Origin of the sequence: Rhodoferax sp. TH121, from assembly GCF_002251855.1 — a bacterium.
GTDB lineage: Bacteria > Pseudomonadota > Gammaproteobacteria > Burkholderiales > Burkholderiaceae_C > Allorhodoferax.
Window position 1 is genome coordinate 790,601 of the sequence record NZ_NOXW01000020.1, and the last position, 16,040, is coordinate 806,640.

A 16,040-nucleotide genomic window follows, 5' to 3' on the forward strand; every position below is an offset into this window, starting at 1 on the left:
CTAGTTCATCGTGTACAGGGGGATGTCCTTGGCCGTGGCCAGGGCGTCCAGTTGTTGGCGGGTTTTGCCGGCCAGGTAGGCGGCGATGGCCGTGTGCGTCTCGGGGGCGAACATGGCCAGAATGTGCGATTGTCGCAGACCCACTTCGGCCGCCAGCGCCGCGGCAAAGTGCGGCTCCAGCGCGGCCAGCGCCACACGGCCGTCTTGGCAGGGGTAGACCCGGTAGCCCGCATGGCCGCCACCCACCGCGGCGCCGGGGGCTGTCAGGCCCCAGGTGCGCGGCAGCGCCAGGTAGCCCGCCGCCGCCGACAGCGCTACCTCTTGAACCACGCCCTTGCCCTTTTGCAGCTGCAGAAGCCGTGCCTGCAGCACGGCTTCTGAGGCCATGAGCGAGCCCGCCATGTCCGCATACAGCGTGGGCGGCAGGTCCAGGCCGGTGACCAAATCGTTTTCGGCCAGGTAGGTCAGGTCGTGGCCGGGCTCCTCAGCGCGGGCGCCGGGGGCGCCCACGATGGCTACCAGGCTGAGCTGGGGGTACTGCTTGTGTAGCGCTTTCCACTCCAGCCCCAGCTTCTTCAGGGCCGAGGGGCGAAACGATGTGAGCAGCACATCGGTCTTGGCCAGTGCCCGGTGCAGGGCCTTTTGGCCGGCTTCGGTTTTGAGGTCGGCGTGGCTGACCTTCATGCCTGCGTGCATCACGTCGTAGGCGGCGCGGTTGTACAGGCCCATGGGGTCGCCACTCGTGCCCTTGGGGGCGCTGGGGTGGGGCGGCGGCTCCAGCTTGGTGCAGCTCGCGCCCATGTCGCGGCAGCGCATCAGGGCGGCGGGCCCCGGCAGGTTCAGCGCCAGGCTGAGGATGCGCACGCCCTTGAGCGGGCGCAGGGCGGACGTTTTGGTGGCGGCGATGGGGGGCTTGGTGTTCATGAATTTGCTATCAAAATAGAAGCTGCTTGCGCAGGGGGTGCGGGCTTTGGAGGCTATTTTGATACCAAAACGCTAGCCCGCTGTCGCCAGTTGGACTGCCCAGGCTTTGAGCCAGGCCACGGCATCGTCTTCGGGCTGGCTGGTTTCCATGGCGTCCAGCCCGCAGATCTCGCCCACGCGCTGGGCGCCCAGGTCACGCAGGCGCTCGTCAAACTGCTTGCCGCCGCCCAGGTAGCTATCACCATAGCTGCTGTCACCCAGCGCCACCAGGCCGTAGCGCACATGGCCCAGGTACTTGGCCTGCGCGTCCAGCGAATGGAACAGCGCCTGTGCGTTGTCGGGCACATCGCCCACGCCGGTGGTGCTAGTGCAAATGATAAAGGTGCCGGGCTGGTCGAACACGGTGATGTCCAGCCCGTCCATGGGCAGCACGTCGATAGTGGCGCCTATGTCGTCGGCGCAGAACTGCAGGGCTTGGGCGACGCTGCTGGCATTGCCATGCATGGTGCCCACGAGGATGGTGATCTGCATACGAAGAGGTGAAAGAAGCAGAGGAAAGGGGGATTGGCGCCGATGGTAGCGGCAATAATGTCGGCCTACCCGGCAACGGGATTCCCGTCATTTGCAGGTGCCCCCCGTGACCCAACCCCAAGATTCGCAGCTGGGCTTTGCCTTTTTGGCCGAGCTGCCCACCCTGGACCTCGCGCCGCCCAAGCGCACAGCCCGCGCGGCCAAGGCCGCCCCCAAAGCCCCAAGCAGCAAAGCCGCCCCTGCACCCACCCCGTCAGCACCAGCCGCACCGGCTCCCGCGCTGGACGCCGAAGCCATGGCCCAGGCGCTGGAAGCCCACCCCGACTACCGGGTGCAGCGCCGCCTGGTGCCCCGGCTCGATTGGCCCGGTACGGCGCAGGGCGAGGTCAAACGCATCCTGGTGCTGGACACCGAAACCACCGGCTTGGATCAGGCACGCGAAAAAATCATCGAACTCGCGTTGCTGCGCGTGGACGTGGACACCGCCACCGGCCTGCCCGTGGGCGCGGTGAAGGTGTACGACGGTCTGGAAGACCCGGGCAAGCCGATTCCGCCCGAGGTGGTGGCGATCACCGGCATCACCGATGCCGATGTGCAAGGCCAGGCGCTGGACGAAGCCCGTGTGGCGGAGCTGCTAGAGGGCGTGGACGTGGTGATTGCCCACAACGCGGGCTTTGACCGCCCCTTTGTGGAGAGCCGCCTACCCGCGTTTGCCAAGGTGGCCTGGGCCTGTTCGTTTGCCGATATCGACTGGAAAGCCCAGGGCCGCAGCTCGGCCAAGTTGGAGAGCCTGGCCCAAGCGCTGGGCTTGTTTTATGACGCCCACCGGGCCGAGATGGACTGCCACGCGCTCTTGGCGGTGCTGGCCGCACCGTTGCCGCAAGGGCGTTGCACTGCGCTGGCCCACCTGCTGGAGGCGGCCCGCAACCCCAGCTACCGCCTGAGCGCAACCAACGCCCCCTTCGAGGCCAAAGACCTGCTCAAAGCGCGCGGCTACCGTTGGAACGCCGACCAGCGCGTCTGGGCCACGCGGCTGAGCGATGACGCCGCGCTGCATGCCGAATTCGACTGGCTGCGCGGTGAGGTCTACAACCACCGCCACGCTGCGGTACAGATCGAGAAGCTGGACGCGCTGGCCAAGTACTCGGCCCGCAGTGGCCTCACCAGCCACCATCAGCTCTAGGCGCTGCCGTGGCTGACCCCCAACAAGGGCTGCTGCAGAGCGTGCAGCTGGGCGTGGCCCGCAAGGTGCAGATCAGCAGGCGCAGCATCCTCACCGCCATCCACAAGACCCCGGTAGCCGGCCCGGTACCCGTGCAGCCGCTAGGTTTGCTGGGCGATGAGCAGGCCGACCTTTCGGTGCACGGCGGGCTGGACAAGGCGGTGTATGCCTACCCCAGCGAGCACTACGCCTTTTGGCAGCAGGCCCGGCGCGAGGCCGGCGTGGCCGACATGGACGATGCCTTGCCGTTTGGCAGCATGGGCGAGAACCTCACGCTGCGCGGCCTGCTGGAGACCGATGTGTGGGTGGGCGACGTGCTGCGTTTTGCCCACTGCGCGCTGCGCGTGGTGCAGCCGCGTGAACCCTGCTTCAAGTTCAACGCCGCCATGGGCTTCAACACCGCCGTCAAGGCCATGGCGCTGAGCGGGCGCTGTGGCTTCTACCTGGCGGTGAACGAGCCTGGCAGCGTGCAGGCGGGTGAATCCTTCACGGTGGAGCCTGGCCCGCGCCAGATGGGCATTCCAGAGCTCTTCAAAGCCAAACTTTTCAAACATCTGCGCTGAACGCATGGGCTCCCTCGCTTCTTTCACCCCCTTGTTCTTTGTGGCGCTGTGGAGCACCGGCTTCATCGGTGCCAAGTTTGGCCTGCCCGATGCGCAGCCGCTGACGTTTCTGAGCCTGCGCTACGCCATCGTGTTGGTGCTGATGGGGGCGCTGGCCTGGGCCACGCGCGCGCCCTGGCCGCGTACAGCGCGGGAGTGGCTGCACATCGGTGTGTCGGGCCTGCTGGTGCATGCGGTGTACCTGGGGGGTGTGTTCATTGCCATTGGCCACGGCCTGCCAGCTGGTGTGACGGCGCTGGTGGTGGGGCTGCAGCCGGTGCTCACGGCACTGGGGGCCGGTGCCTTGTTGGGCGAACGGGTGCGACCCGTGCAGTGGCTGGGTCTGGCGCTGGGCTTTGTGGGGGTGGGTTTGGTGGTGGCGCACAAGGTGGGGGCCGGTGCAAGCGGTGATGCCTTGCTCGGCATGCTGCTGCCGGTGGTGGTGGCGTTGCTGGCGATCACTGCGGGCACCCTGTACCAGAAGCGCTATTGCCAGTCGTTTGATCTGCGCACCGGCTCCGTGATCCAGTTTCTGCCGAGCTTGGTGGCCACGCTGCTGGTGGCCGGCCTGACCGAGACCCTGCAGGTGCGCTGGACGGGTGCGTTTGTGTTTGCGCTGGCCTGGCTGGTGCTGGTGCTCTCGCTGGGCGCGGTGAGTCTGCTCAATGTGTTGATTCGCAGTGGCAGCGCGGTCAATGTCGCCAGCCTGTTTTACCTGGTGCCACCGTGCACGGCGCTGATTGCCTGGGCCCTGTTTGGCGAAACGCTGACCGGCCTGGCTCTGCTGGGCATGGGCGTGACGGTGTTTGGCGTGTGGCTGGCGCGCAAGTGATGGTGTCTTAGTGAAAGTCGGCTCTAGCCCTTGTGGAATATGCGCGAACAGCTATTGAATAAATAGCAAATTGGTGCCACTCGGCCGGTGCGCAGTAGAGCGCCTGGCGCCAGGGTTTCAGTTTCCTTTCACTGCTTTACCTAGCTTTCCCTATTGCGGCAGCGGCGGGCACCGCGCACCATTCTTCCCATGCAGTTGTTATTGGTGGAAGACGATCTGGACCTGGTGGATGCGCTGAGCCGCGTGCTCGCCTCGCGCGGCCTGGCGCCGGTGTGCTGCGCCGATGGGCAGGAGGCCCTGGCCCTGGTGCGCAAGCGCAGCTTCGACGTGATCGTGCTGGACCTGAGTCTGCCGGGCATGGACGGGCTGGAGGTGCTGCAGCGCATCCGCGACGCAGGCATGCGCGTGCCGGTATTGGTCGTCACCGCCCGGGGCACCCCGGTCGAGCGTGTGCAGGGCCTCACCGTGGGTGCCGACGACTACCTCACCAAACCCTTTGACACTGAAGAGCTGGTGGCCCGCATCAAAGCCCTGGTCCGGCGCAGCCAGGGCGTGGAGGAATTCCGCTGCGGCCATCTGCAGCTGGATACAGTCACCGGAGCCGTGTTGCGCTCGGGCCGCCCGCTGGACATTGCCCCGCGGGAGGCCGCCATGCTGCGCACCCTGATGACCCGTCCGGGCCGCCCGGTCTCGCGCGATGACCTGTTTGCTGCCGTGTTTGGCGACGACGCCAGCCAGCAGGCCGACGCGGTGGACGTGCTGGCCCACCGCCTGCGCAAGCGCCTGCTGGGCACGGGCACCACGTTGCTCACCATGCGGGGCGTGGGTTACCTGCTGGTCGACGAGCTGGCCAGTCCGGCGCAGGAGCCCGCATGAACGAAGCGCCCATGCCCGGCCGGCAGGGTGCGTCTATGCGCCTGCGCATGACCGCAGCTGCCAGCGCCCTGGCTTTGCTAGCGGCGCTGGGCGGTGCCATGCTGGCCGGAGCTTTGCCGCATACCGAGGCCGCTTCTTGGTGGCTCGCGCTGCTGGCGGGCGTGGGTCTGCTGCTGGCGCTGGCCTGGTGGCTGGCCGGGCGCAGCCTGGCGCCGGTGCACCGATTGGCTGCGACCGTCGCCGCGCGCCGCCCCCATGAGACGGCCTTGCTGGAGCGCGCACCGGCGCCCGAGCTGGAGGCCTTGGTGCGCGGGCTCAACAGCCAGTGGCAGCAACAACAGACGGCGCTGGACCAGCAGCAGCGCTTCATTGCCGAAGCCTCGCACCAGCTGCGTACGCCGCTTGCCGTGCTCAAGACCCAGCTGCAGGGCACGATCGCTGGCGAGCTGCAGACGGCCGAGACCCTGCCCAAGATGTTGCGCACCGTGGACCGCGCCTCGCACCTGGCCAACCAGCTGCTCTCCAAGGCCAAGGTGGACCAGAAGCTGCAGAACGCGCAATGGGCCGATGTGGATCTGCAACAGATTGCCAGCGAGGTACTGGTGGAGTGCGCACCGCTGGTGGCACGCAAGCGCCTGGACGTGTCGCTGGAAGCGCTGCCGGTGCGCCTGCACACCGACGGCTGGTTGGTCGGTGAGCTGCTGCGCAACCTGGTGGCCAACGCGATTCACCAGAGTGCCCCGGGGAGCAGCCTGGGCGTGGTGATCCGCTACCTGCCCACCGAGGTGGAGCTGCTGGTGTGGGACAACGCGGGCGGCATTGACGAAGGCGTGCGCGAGCGCCTGTTCATGCCCTTTGAGTCCGCCAGCGGCGGCACAGGCGTGGGCCTGGGCTTGTCGATCTGCAAGCAGATTGCAGTGTCCATGCAGGCCAGCCTGGACCTCTACAACCGCATGCAACACGGTGTGGTGGTGGGCGTGGATGCCGTGGTGCGCTGGCCCTTGCCCGAGGGGCAGGCACCGGGCGCGGCGCCGTCACCAATGGCAGCCGTGCATTCACAGCCGCTCTCGCACGCCGCGCTGCGGGTGCCCGCATGAGCCAGGGGCTGCACTTGCTGGGCATTGAAAAAACCTATGCCAATGGTTACCGCGCGCTGCGCGGCGTGCACCTGCGTGTGCCCGAGCGTCGGCTGACTACCTTGCTGGGGCCGTCGGGTTGCGGCAAGAGCACCTTGCTGCGCCTGATTGCCGGGCTGGAGCGGCCTGATGCCGGCCAGATCGTGTTTCGCGGCGAAGACTTGACCCATTGCCCGGCCGACCAGCGCGATATGAGCCTGGTGTTCCAGAGTTATGCCTTGTTTCCCTATTTGTCGGTGCAAGACAACGTGCGCTACGGCCTCAAGGCACAAGGCCTGTCTGCCGCCGCGCAGGCGGAGCGGGCGGCGCAGGCCCTCGCGCTGGTGGGCTTGGGCGGGTTCGAAGACCGTATGCCGCACGAACTGTCAGGCGGTCAGCAGCAGCGCACCGCGCTGGCGCGTGCACTGGCCCTGCAGCCCGCACTGGTGTTGCTGGACGAGCCGCTGTCCAACCTGGATGCCAACCTGCGCCGCCATATCCGCGAAGACATTCGCCAGCTGCAGCAGCGGCTTGGGCTCACGGTGCTCTACGTCACCCACGACCATGCGGAGGCCATGTCGGTCAGCGACCAGGTGGTGGTGATGCAGGAGGGCCGGGTGGTGCAGATTGGCTCGCCGCGCGAGATTTACGAGCAACCCCAGACCGAGTTTGTGGCTGGCTTCATGGGCGACTCTGCGGTGTTTGAAGCGCACTGCGATGGCGCAGGCCAGATTCGCCTGGGGCCGCTCACGCTGGACCTAGGGGTACCACTGCGGCAGGGCGCGGTGCGCCTGATCGTGCGCCCGCAGGCCTGGTGCATGGCCCCGGCAGGCGCGCAAGGCCTGGCGGGCAAGGTGGAGCGCAGTGCGTACCTGGGCCGCAGCACCGAGACCTGGGTGCTCACCGCCCTGGGCAGCCTGTTGGTCATTTCCGATCAACAGGCTGCCTGCCACGCGGTGGGCGCGCCGGTCAGTCTTTTTCTTTCCCGCAAAGGGGTGAGCGTGCTCTTGCCCCAAACCCTTTCGACCCCCCAGACCATCCCGGTCTTTCAATCCAGGAGACATCCATGAAAAAAAACCAATTGCTCGTACTAGCCGCCATGGCCACGGCCGGCGTGTCTGCCCACGCCCAGGCGGGTGGCGAAGTCAACATCATTTGCTCGGGGCAGGCCCCCTGGTGCAGCATGGTGGCGGTGACGTTTGAGAAGAGCCAGGGCATCAAGGTCAACATGACACCCAAGGGTTCGGGGGAAGCTGTGGCCCAGCTCATGGCCGAGCGCGCCAACCCCAAGACCGACATCTTTTTTGGTGGCACGGGCGACCCGCATTTGGTGGCGGCCGAGCAAAACCTGACGCAGGAGTACAAGTCGCCCCTGTTGCCCAAGCTCTATGACTGGGCCCAAAGGCAGGCAGCACAGTCCGGTTACAAAACCGTGGGCATTTATTCCGGCCCACTGGGCTTTGGCTACAACACCGAACTGCTGGCCAAGAAAAAGCTGCCCGTTCCCAAGACGTGGGCGGACCTCATCAAGCCCGAGTACAAGGGCGAAATCCAGTCCGCCAACCCATCGTCCAGTGGTACGGCCTACACCATGATCGCCACGCTGGTGCAACTGATGGGCGAGGACAAGGCCTATGACTACCTGGGCAAGCTGCACAAAAACATTGCGACCTACCAGCGCTCGGGCGTGGGCCCCATCAAGGCGGTGGCGCGCGGCGAGGCGGCCATTTCCATCAGCTTTGTGCACGACGGCCCCGGTGAGAAGGCGCAAGGTTTTCCGCTGGAAACCATCACCCCCAGCGATGGTACGGGCGCAGAGATTGGCTCCATGTCCATCGTGCGTGGTGCGCGCAATCTGGAGAATGCCAAGAAGTTCTACGACTGGGCGCTGACCCCGGGCGCCCAGGCTCTTGGTGCGGCCACGCTGCAGTTCCAGCTGCCATCCAACCGCGAAACCAAGGTAGACCCGCGTGTGCCAGACTTCCGCAAGATCAAGATGATTGACTACGACTACGCCAAGTACGGCCAGGCGGCCGAGCGCAAGCGCCTGATCCAGCGCTGGGAGCGTGACGTCAACGGCCAGGGCCGCTAAGCCGCGCCAGCGCACTGCCTCCTCGCCCCCGCCGCGCCAAGCGGCGGGCTGTGCCCTGTAATTCATCGATCTCCATGACACATACACACCCGTGGCGCCTGCGCCGCGCGATCGCCCTGTGGGCGGCGCTGGGCTTGGTCGCCTTTATGCTGCTGCCCTGGTACTTCCTTCAAAACGGCGGCTTGTGGGGCGCCATGCCCGGCATCTGGGGCAAGGCAGACACCGCCAGTGCCTGGGTGCAGGCTTGGAGCCACCACCGCGTCTGGCTCTGGTCGGGCCTGGCCGGGCTGCTGCTGGCCGGTGCGGCCGCGCTCAGTGCTGAGCCACGTAGCCAAGGCCTGCTGCTGTGCAGCGGTGCCACGGTGGGCCTGGCCGGGGTCTTGCTGAGTGGCTTTGCCATTGGCATGGTGGGCTGGTCCTGGGACTGGCTCAATGCCATGTGGGGTTCCACGGAGTGGACCCAACCCGGCATGGGCTGGGGCGGTTTTGTGGTGGTGCTGAGCCTGCTGGCACTGCTGGCCATCGGCGTGGCGCGGCTGGGGGGCTTCAAGGGCGATGCCTTTGTCGCTGGCGCGGTGCTGGTATGTGCCGCGCTGCTGGCGCTGTTTGTGGTCTACCCGGTCATCAAGTCGCTCATGGGCAGCGTGCTGAATGACGAAGGCCAGTTTGCACTGGGCGCCTTGTGGGAGCGTATTGGCACGGCGCGCATCTGGGGGCTGGGCTGTGTGACCGGAGGCGGGCGCTGTGGCGTGGCCTGGAACACGCTGGGCCTGGCCTTGATGACGGCGGCCGGCACCACGTTCTTGGGCACGCTGATTGCGCTGTGGGCCGAGCGCGAGGCCAAGCGCTTGGCGCGTCCACTTAACATCCTGGCCATGTTGCCCATCATCACGCCGCCCTTTGTGGTGGGCTTGGGTCTCATCCTATTGTTTGGCCGCGCCGGGCTCTACAACCAGTTCATGGAGTGGGCCTTTGGTATTGAGCCTACGCGCTGGTTCTACGGCTTTTTTGGCGTCTGGCTGGCTCAGCTGTTTGCCTTCACACCGATTGCCTTCATGATCATGCGCGGCGTGGTGCAGGGCGTAAGCCCGTCCATGGAGGAGGCCTCGCAAACCCTGCGCGCCAACCGCATGCAAACCTTTTGGAGCGTGACGTTGCCGCTGCTCAAGCCGGGCTTGGCCAACGCCTTTCTGGTCGGCTTCATCGAGAGCATGGCGGACTTTGGCAACCCTATCGTGGTGGGCGGGCAGTTTGCGGTGCTGTCCACCGAAATCTTCTTTGCCATCGTTGGCTCCTCGCTGGACCCTGGTATGGCCGCGGCCCTCTCGCTGATCCTGACGCTGTTTGCGTTGGCGGTGTTCTTCATCCAGCGCCGGGTGCTGGGCAAGGGCAGCTACACCACGGTGGCGGGGAAAGGCGACGCTGGTTTGCCCATGCCGCTGCCAGACGGCATCCGCAAGCTGTGCCTCGGGGTAGCGGGGCCGTGGTTGCTGTTCACGCTGGTGGTCTATTTGTTTGCCTTTGCGGGCGGCTTTGTGCAGACTTGGGGGCGCGACTACACGCTCACGTTGAACCACTTCCGCACCGCGTTTGACGTGCAGTGGGGCGACTATGGCTGGGTTTGGGCCGGAACGGCCTGGAACTCGCTGTTCACTACCTTGTCATTGGCCGCCATGGCGGCGCCCATCTGCGCCGGTATGGGCCTCTTGATTGCATGGTTGCTGGCACGTACCGAGTTTCGGGGCAAGGCGACGTTTGAGTTTTCCGCTTTGCTGACCTTTGCGGTGCCGGGTACGGTGCTGGGGGTGAGCTACATCCTTGCCTTCAATGTGCCACCGGTGGAGCTGACGGGGACTGGCCTCATCATCGTGCTGTGCTTTGTGTTCCGCAATCTGCCGGTGGGCGTGCGTGCCGGTACGGCGGCCTTCAAGCAGTTGGACCGATCGCTGGATGAGGCCTCACTCATGCTGCGTGCCAACACGCTCACCACACTGCGCCTGGTGGTGCTGCCGCTCATCAAGTCGGCGCTGGTGGCGGCGCTGGTGTATTCCTTTGTGCGCTCCATCACCACGGTATCGGCGGTGATCTTTCTGGTCACGGCGAAATACGAGCTGTCCACCACCTACATCATTGGCCGCGTGGGCAATGGCGACTACGGCGTGGCGTTGGCCTATTGCACGGTGCTCATCGTGCTGATGTCGCTCAGCACGCTGCTGGTGCAGGCCCTGGTGGGCGAACGCAAGCTGGGCCGCCGGGCAACACCGGCCGCACATTGAACTACTTTTGAACGGGTATCCCCATGACACATACAAACACAGGCACGAATACAGGTATTTCTTTCCGCCAGGTCGTCAAACGTTACGGCGGTGCCGATAGTCCGTTGGTCGTGCGCGGCATCGACTTTGATGTGCCCAAGGGCACGCTGACCACCATTCTGGGCCCCTCCGGTTGCGGCAAGACCACCACGCTGCGCATGATTGCGGGCCTGGAGACGCCCAGCGGCGGGCAAATCTTCATCGATGGGCGCGACGTGACCCAGTTGGGGCCAGCCGAGCGCAATGTGAGCATGGTGTTCCAGAGTTATGCGCTGTTCCCGCACATGACGGTCCTGGGCAATGTGGCTTATGGCCTCAACGTGAGTGGCGTGCCCAAGGCGGAGGTAAGTGACCGTGCCCGCGCGGCCATGGCCATCGTGGGCCTGGCTGGCTATGAGGCGCGTTATCCGGCCGAATTGTCGGGCGGGCAGCAACAACGGGTGGCACTGGCGCGTGCCCTGGTGCTGGAGCCTTCGGTCCTGCTGTTCGACGAGCCACTGTCCAACCTGGACGCACGCTTGCGCCGCTCCATGCGCGAAGAAATTCGCGGCCTGCAGCAGCGCCTCAAGCTCACGGTGGCCTATGTCACGCACGACCAAAGCGAGGCGCTGGCGGTGAGCGACCAGATCATCGTGATGGACGGCGGCCTGATCGTGCAGGCCGGTAGTCCGCGCGAGCTGTATGAGAACCCCAAGACGGAGTTCGTGGCCGGTTTCATGGGCGAGGCCGTGCTGCTGGATGGGGTCTGCGAGTCGGAGGGCGCAGTACGCCTGGGCCCGCTCACCCTGCGCACACCGCAGCGCGTGGCCACCGGCCCGGTCAAAGTGGCGATCCGTCCCGAGGCCTGGGCGGTACATGATGGCCACGGGCACGGGCTGCTGGGCACGGTGTCCAAAGCGGCCTACCTGGGCAGCTTCCAGGAGCTGACGGTGGATACCAGTCTGGGCGAGATTTTTGTGGTGTCGTCGGACGCGCAGGGTAGCTGGAGCAGTGGCGACGCGGTGACCTTGCAGCTGTCTGAGCGCGGGGTGTCGGTGGTGGCGGTCTAGGCAGGTTGGAGGCCATTTTTTGAAAGAAATTGGCCTTTAGGCTACGTAGATACTGCGCGAGTAGCTACTGAATGTATAGCAAGTCAGGCCGCTTCGCGTGCCATGCCTTGTGTCAGTGACAGGGTGTGGGCGGCTTCGCGCAGGTAGTTTCGTACATCGGTCATTTGCGGACCCACGTGCCGGTCGATACGGCGGATGTAGGGGCAGGTGAGGGTGGCCAGTGCGGTGTTGTCCGGCCCGAGGATGGGGAATGAAATGTCGATCACCCCCAGCGTTTGCGCACTGTCGCGCTCCAGGTAGCCGCGCTCGCGGATGCTGGCCAGCGTGGCTTGTAGCTCGGCTTCGGTAATGGGTACTTCGCCATCCAGTGGCGTGTGTTCGGCCAGCATGCGGCGATAGCTGCCCTCGTCGGCATAGGCCAGCAGCAGGTGGCCCGAGGCAGTGTCCAGCAGGCCCACGCGCGCACCGCGTTGCACCGCAAAGCTCCAGCCACTGGGGCTGTTGATCTGGGCGCTGATGAGCACGTTGCCGCGGTCGTAGACCCCCATGTGGCAGGACTGTTCTGCCTTGCGGGCAAAGTCGTCCATCACCGGCAGGGCCTGGTTGATCAGGCGGCTCAGCGGCGGGTGCATATTGGCCAGCGCAAACAACTTGAGGCTGAGCGCATAGCGGTCACCAGACGCGTTGCGCATCACGTACTGCCGCGCCACGAGACGCTCCAGCATGCGGTAGATCTCACTAGCGCTGCGGTCCATCTCTTTCACGATTTCGGCGCGTGTCAGGCCGTGTGGCTGCGTCGCCAGCAACTCCAGAATGTCCAGCCCCTTGTCCAGCGCTGGCGCGCGGTAGCGGTCTTCCGGGGGCAGGCTCGATTCGTCCTGGTCTTCGGTCTTGGCGGGGCGGCCGCGCGGCTTGGCGGGAGACGTGGTCATGGTTGGGGGGCTTTCGGGTGAAGGTTTATAGCAGGGCCCTGGGGCTCTAGGGTAAGTACTAGGCCGTGGACGGACAAAGCTGCCTATGATTTCGCTTCATACATGAATAGTTTGTTCATATTTGAATTATTAAACCGGAGTCAGCAGCATGGGTCAAGGGCGTTTGCAAGGTAAAACAGTGCTCATCACGGCAGCGGCGCAAGGCATTGGCCGGGCCAGTGCCTTGGCCTGCGCTGCAGAAGGCGCCCGCGTGATTGCCACCGACATCAATCAGGCCTTTTTGGACAGCCTAGCGGCCGAGCACAGCAACATCCAGGTGGAGCTGCTGGATGTGCGCAGTGACGCCGCCGTGGCGGCCCTGGCCGCGCGCACCCCAGCACTGGACGCGCTGTTCAACTGCGCCGGCATGGTGGCCAACGGCAGCATGTTGGACTGCACCGAGGCCGACTGGGACCTGAGCTTTGACCTGAACGTCAAAAGCATGTTCCGCATGACGCGCGCCTACTTGCCCGCCATGCTGGCCAAGGCGGAAACCCAAGCCTGCAGTGTCTCCATCATCAACATGGCGTCCATGGCCTCCAGCATCAAAGGCTTTGCCAACCGCTGCGCATATGGGGCCACCAAGGCGGCAGTGATTGGCCTGACCAAGTCACTGGCGGCCGACTATGTCAAGGCCGGTTTGCGCGCCAATGCGCTGTGCCCCGGTACGGTGGACACGCCCTCGCTGCGCGGGCGCATTGCCAGCGCGGCTGACCCGGTGCAGGCCGAGAAGGATTTCATCGCGCGCCAGCCCATGGGGCGCTTGGCGGCGGTGGACGACATCACGCCTTTGGTGGTGTTTCTGGCCAGCGATGAGTCCCGCTTTGTGACGGGGCAGGCGCTGCTGGTCGACGGTGGTGTCACCATCTGATGATGTCCACTGCAACAAGGGCCTGACTGTGACAGCACTGGTTTCCGTACAAAACCTCAGCAAATCGTTTCCGGGCGTGCGTGCGCTCGATGGCGTGCGCTTTGACCTGATGCCCGGTGAGGTGCATGCCCTGATGGGCGAGAACGGCGCGGGGAAGTCCACGCTGATGAAAATCCTGGCCGGCGTCTACCGCAAGGACAGCGGCGAGGTGCTGCTGGATGGCAAGCCGGTCGAAATCGAAAGCCCGGCGCATGCGCAGTCGCTGGCCATCGGCATCATCCACCAGGAGCTGCACCTGATGGCCCACCTGACGGCGGCGCAAAACATCTTTCTGGGCCGCGAGCCGCGCAAGGCGGGCGGGCTGCTGCTGGACGAAGCGCAGCTCAACCGCGATGCGCAGGCGCTGTTCGACCGCCTCAAGCTGGCGCTGGCACCCACCACCATCATTGGCGAGCTGACGGTGGCGCGCCAGCAGATGGTGGAGATTGCCAAAGCCCTGTCGCACAAGTCGCGAGTGCTCATCATGGACGAGCCCACCGCGGCGCTGAACAACGCCGAGATTGAAGAACTCTTTCGCATCATCCGCCAGCTCAAGGCCGAGGGTGTGGGCATTGTCTACATCTCGCACAAGATGGACGAGATCCAGCGCATCGCTGACCGTATTACTGTGATGCGTGACGGTGCTTACATTGCCACCGTACCGTCTGCAACTCCCATGGCAGAGGTGATTGCGATGATGGTTGGGCGCAAGCTGGGCGCCACCGAAAAGCAGATTCCCGATACCTCGGCCAACGAGGTGTTGCTGGATGTGCGGGGCCTGAATCGGGGCCGTGCCATCCGTGACGTGAGCTTCACCGTGCGCCGTGGCGAGATTCTGGGTTTTGCCGGCCTCATGGGAGCAGGGCGCACCGAGGTGGCGCGTGCCGTGTTCGGGGCCGATCCCATCGATTCAGGGGAGGTGTGGGTGGGTGGCAAGCGCATCCGGCTGACATCGCCCGAAGATGCGGTCCAGGCCGGTATTGGCTATTTGTCGGAAGACCGTAAGCACTTCGGGCTGGCCACCGGCATGGACGTGGAGTCCAACATCACACTGCCCAGCCTCAAGCGCTGGCTGACCTGGGGGGTGTTCCTCAACCAACCCGCCATCCGTCGTATCGGCGAGCAGATGGTGGAGAAACTGCGCATCAAAACGCCGTCACTCACGCAGATTGCCAAGCTGCTGTCCGGCGGTAACCAGCAGAAGGTGGTGATTGCCAAATGGCTGGTGCAGGACTGCGAAGTGCTGATTTTTGATGAACCTACGCGCGGCATTGACGTGGGCGCCAAGAGCGAGATTTACAAGCTGCTCAATGAGCTGGCTGCGCAAGGGCGCGCCATCATCGTGATCTCCAGCGAGCTGCCCGAGGTACTGCTGCTGAGTCACCGCATTGTGGTGATGTGCGAAGGCCGCATCACCGGTGAAGTGCGCGGAGACGAAGCCACGCAGGAAAGCCTGATGGCCCTGGCCACGCGGCGTGATTGATTCGGAAAAATACAAGGTTTTGCCATGACACAAACAAATTCCTCTCCCTCCTGGCTGGCGCGCCTCTCCGGTGGCCAGGCCAAACAAAAGCTGCTGGCTTTTGCCAGCCTGATTGCCTTGATCCTGGTGTTTACCGTGCTCAAGCCCGATGCCTTCATGACGCAGGACAACATCATCGGCATCTTGCAGTCCACCACGGTGATTGGTGTGTTGGCGATCGCCAGCACCTTCATCATCATCACCTCGGGCATCGATCTGTCGGTGGGCGTGCTGATGACTTTCTGCGCCGTGATGGCGGGTGTCTTTATGGTGAACCTGGGCATGCCCATGCCACTGGGCGTGGTGTGTGCGTTGGCCATGGGGGCCTTGTCGGGCTGTGTGTCTGGTCTGGCCATCACCAAGCTCAAGGTGCCACCCTTCATTGCCACGCTGGGCATGATGATGTTGCTAAAGGGGCTGTCGCTGCTGATCACCCAGACCCGCCCGATCTACTTCAGTGATGTGGAGGGCTTTGACCAAATCTCGCTGGGTTCGTTGCTGGGGGATGTGTTTCCGTCGATGCCGATTCCCAATGGCGTGCTGATCCTGTTTCTGGTCGCCATCGTCAGCGCGGTGGTGTTGAACAAAACCGCGCTGGGCCGCTATACCTTTGCCCTGGGCAGCAACGAAGAAGCCGTGCGCCTGTCGGGGGTCAACGTGGACCGCTGGAAGGTCATCATCTACACCTTCTCGGGCGGGATCTGCGGTATTGCTGGTTTGCTGATTGCTTCCCGCCTCAATTCCGCACAGCCTGCGCTGGGCCAGGGCTACGAGCTGGATGCGATTGCTGCCGTGGTGATTGGCGGCACCTCGTTGAGCGGCGGTGTGGGCACGATTCTGGGCACCATCATCGGCGCTTTCATCATGAGCGTGCTGATCAACGGCCTGCGCATCATGTCGGTGGCGCAGGAGTGGCAAATGGTGTTGACCGGACTGATCATCATCCTGGCCGTCTACACCGACAACCTGCGCCGCAACAAGAAATAAGGAGACCGCGCCACACCCCATGCCCTTCACTTTGACCCCGTGTTTTTCCTTTCCGTGATTCCGTGTGACATAACTTTTTTCAACAGGAGACA

The 16,040-nt window shown here is 64.6% G+C and carries 15 protein-coding genes; 12 read left to right on the forward strand and 3 right to left on the reverse strand.

Annotated elements, in window-relative coordinates:
* Both CHU94_RS09750 and CHU94_RS09755 read right to left on the reverse strand, forming a co-directional pair.
* The gene (locus CHU94_RS09750) at window positions 1–924 is read right to left on the reverse strand and encodes a CoA transferase (RefSeq protein WP_094479140.1); all 924 of its coding nucleotides are present in this window, start codon (window positions 922–924) and stop codon (window positions 1–3) included.
* A gap of 72 nt (window positions 925–996) precedes the next feature.
* The gene (locus CHU94_RS09755) at window positions 997–1,455 is read right to left on the reverse strand and encodes a flavodoxin domain-containing protein (protein ID WP_094479142.1); all 459 of its coding nucleotides are present in this window, start codon (window positions 1,453–1,455) and stop codon (window positions 997–999) included.
* A 106-nt stretch (window positions 1,456–1,561) separates the two neighbouring features.
* Between CHU94_RS09755 and CHU94_RS09760 the strand changes: the two genes are divergently transcribed.
* From CHU94_RS09760 to CHU94_RS09800, 9 genes are all read left to right on the forward strand, one after another.
* A complete protein-coding gene (locus CHU94_RS09760; protein ID WP_255033895.1) occupies window positions 1,562–2,638 on the forward strand; it encodes a 3'-5' exonuclease in 1,077 nt (358 codons plus the stop codon).
* Between the two features lie 8 nt (window positions 2,639–2,646).
* Entirely contained in the window at window positions 2,647–3,240 is a 594-nt protein-coding gene (locus CHU94_RS09765; protein WP_255033896.1) for an MOSC domain-containing protein, read from the forward strand.
* 4 nt (window positions 3,241–3,244) lie between these two features.
* Window positions 3,245–4,111: a DMT family transporter gene (locus tag CHU94_RS09770; RefSeq protein WP_094479144.1), complete on the forward strand. Its 867-nt coding sequence runs from the start codon at window positions 3,245–3,247 to the stop codon at window positions 4,109–4,111.
* Between the two features lie 189 nt (window positions 4,112–4,300).
* Entirely contained in the window at window positions 4,301–4,987 is a 687-nt protein-coding gene (locus CHU94_RS09775; RefSeq protein ID WP_094479146.1) for a response regulator transcription factor, read from the forward strand.
* Window positions 4,984–6,084, forward strand: coding sequence for a HAMP domain-containing sensor histidine kinase (locus CHU94_RS09780; RefSeq protein ID WP_094479148.1), 1,101 nt, complete (start codon window positions 4,984–4,986; stop codon window positions 6,082–6,084). The genes CHU94_RS09775 and CHU94_RS09780 overlap by 4 nt, the downstream gene beginning before the upstream one ends.
* Window positions 6,081–7,172, forward strand: a complete 1,092-nt coding sequence (locus CHU94_RS09785; RefSeq protein WP_094479150.1) for an ABC transporter ATP-binding protein — start codon at window positions 6,081–6,083, stop codon at window positions 7,170–7,172. The genes CHU94_RS09780 and CHU94_RS09785 overlap by 4 nt, the downstream gene beginning before the upstream one ends.
* Window positions 7,169–8,194 (forward strand): ABC transporter substrate-binding protein, encoded by a 1,026-nt coding sequence (locus tag CHU94_RS09790; protein WP_094479152.1) that lies wholly within the window; start codon window positions 7,169–7,171, stop codon window positions 8,192–8,194. Before CHU94_RS09785 ends, CHU94_RS09790 begins: the two co-directional genes overlap by 4 nt.
* A gap of 74 nt (window positions 8,195–8,268) precedes the next feature.
* Window positions 8,269–10,470: an iron ABC transporter permease gene (locus CHU94_RS09795; RefSeq protein WP_094479154.1), complete on the forward strand. Its 2,202-nt coding sequence runs from the start codon at window positions 8,269–8,271 to the stop codon at window positions 10,468–10,470.
* Window positions 10,471–10,493: 23 nt separating this feature from the next.
* Window positions 10,494–11,558: an ABC transporter ATP-binding protein gene (locus CHU94_RS09800; RefSeq protein WP_094479156.1), complete on the forward strand. Its 1,065-nt coding sequence runs from the start codon at window positions 10,494–10,496 to the stop codon at window positions 11,556–11,558.
* An 83-nt stretch (window positions 11,559–11,641) separates the two neighbouring features.
* Here CHU94_RS09800 and CHU94_RS09805 read toward each other — a convergent pair whose 3' ends face one another.
* A complete protein-coding gene (locus CHU94_RS09805) occupies window positions 11,642–12,490 on the reverse strand; it encodes an IclR family transcriptional regulator (RefSeq protein ID WP_094479158.1) in 849 nt (282 codons plus the stop codon).
* Between the two features lie 148 nt (window positions 12,491–12,638).
* On the opposite strand from CHU94_RS09805, the gene CHU94_RS09810 reads away from it, so the two are divergent.
* The 3 genes from CHU94_RS09810 to CHU94_RS09820 are packed head-to-tail and all read left to right on the forward strand — an operon-like array spanning window position 12,639 to window position 15,948.
* A complete protein-coding gene (locus tag CHU94_RS09810) occupies window positions 12,639–13,400 on the forward strand; it encodes an SDR family oxidoreductase (protein ID WP_094479160.1) in 762 nt (253 codons plus the stop codon).
* 28 nt (window positions 13,401–13,428) lie between these two features.
* On the forward strand, window positions 13,429–14,922 hold the full coding sequence (locus tag CHU94_RS09815) for a sugar ABC transporter ATP-binding protein (RefSeq protein ID WP_094479402.1): 1,494 nt from the start codon (window positions 13,429–13,431) through the stop codon (window positions 14,920–14,922).
* Between the two features lie 24 nt (window positions 14,923–14,946).
* A complete protein-coding gene (locus CHU94_RS09820; RefSeq protein WP_094479162.1) occupies window positions 14,947–15,948 on the forward strand; it encodes an ABC transporter permease in 1,002 nt (333 codons plus the stop codon).
* Window positions 15,949–16,040: the final 92 nt, after the last annotated feature.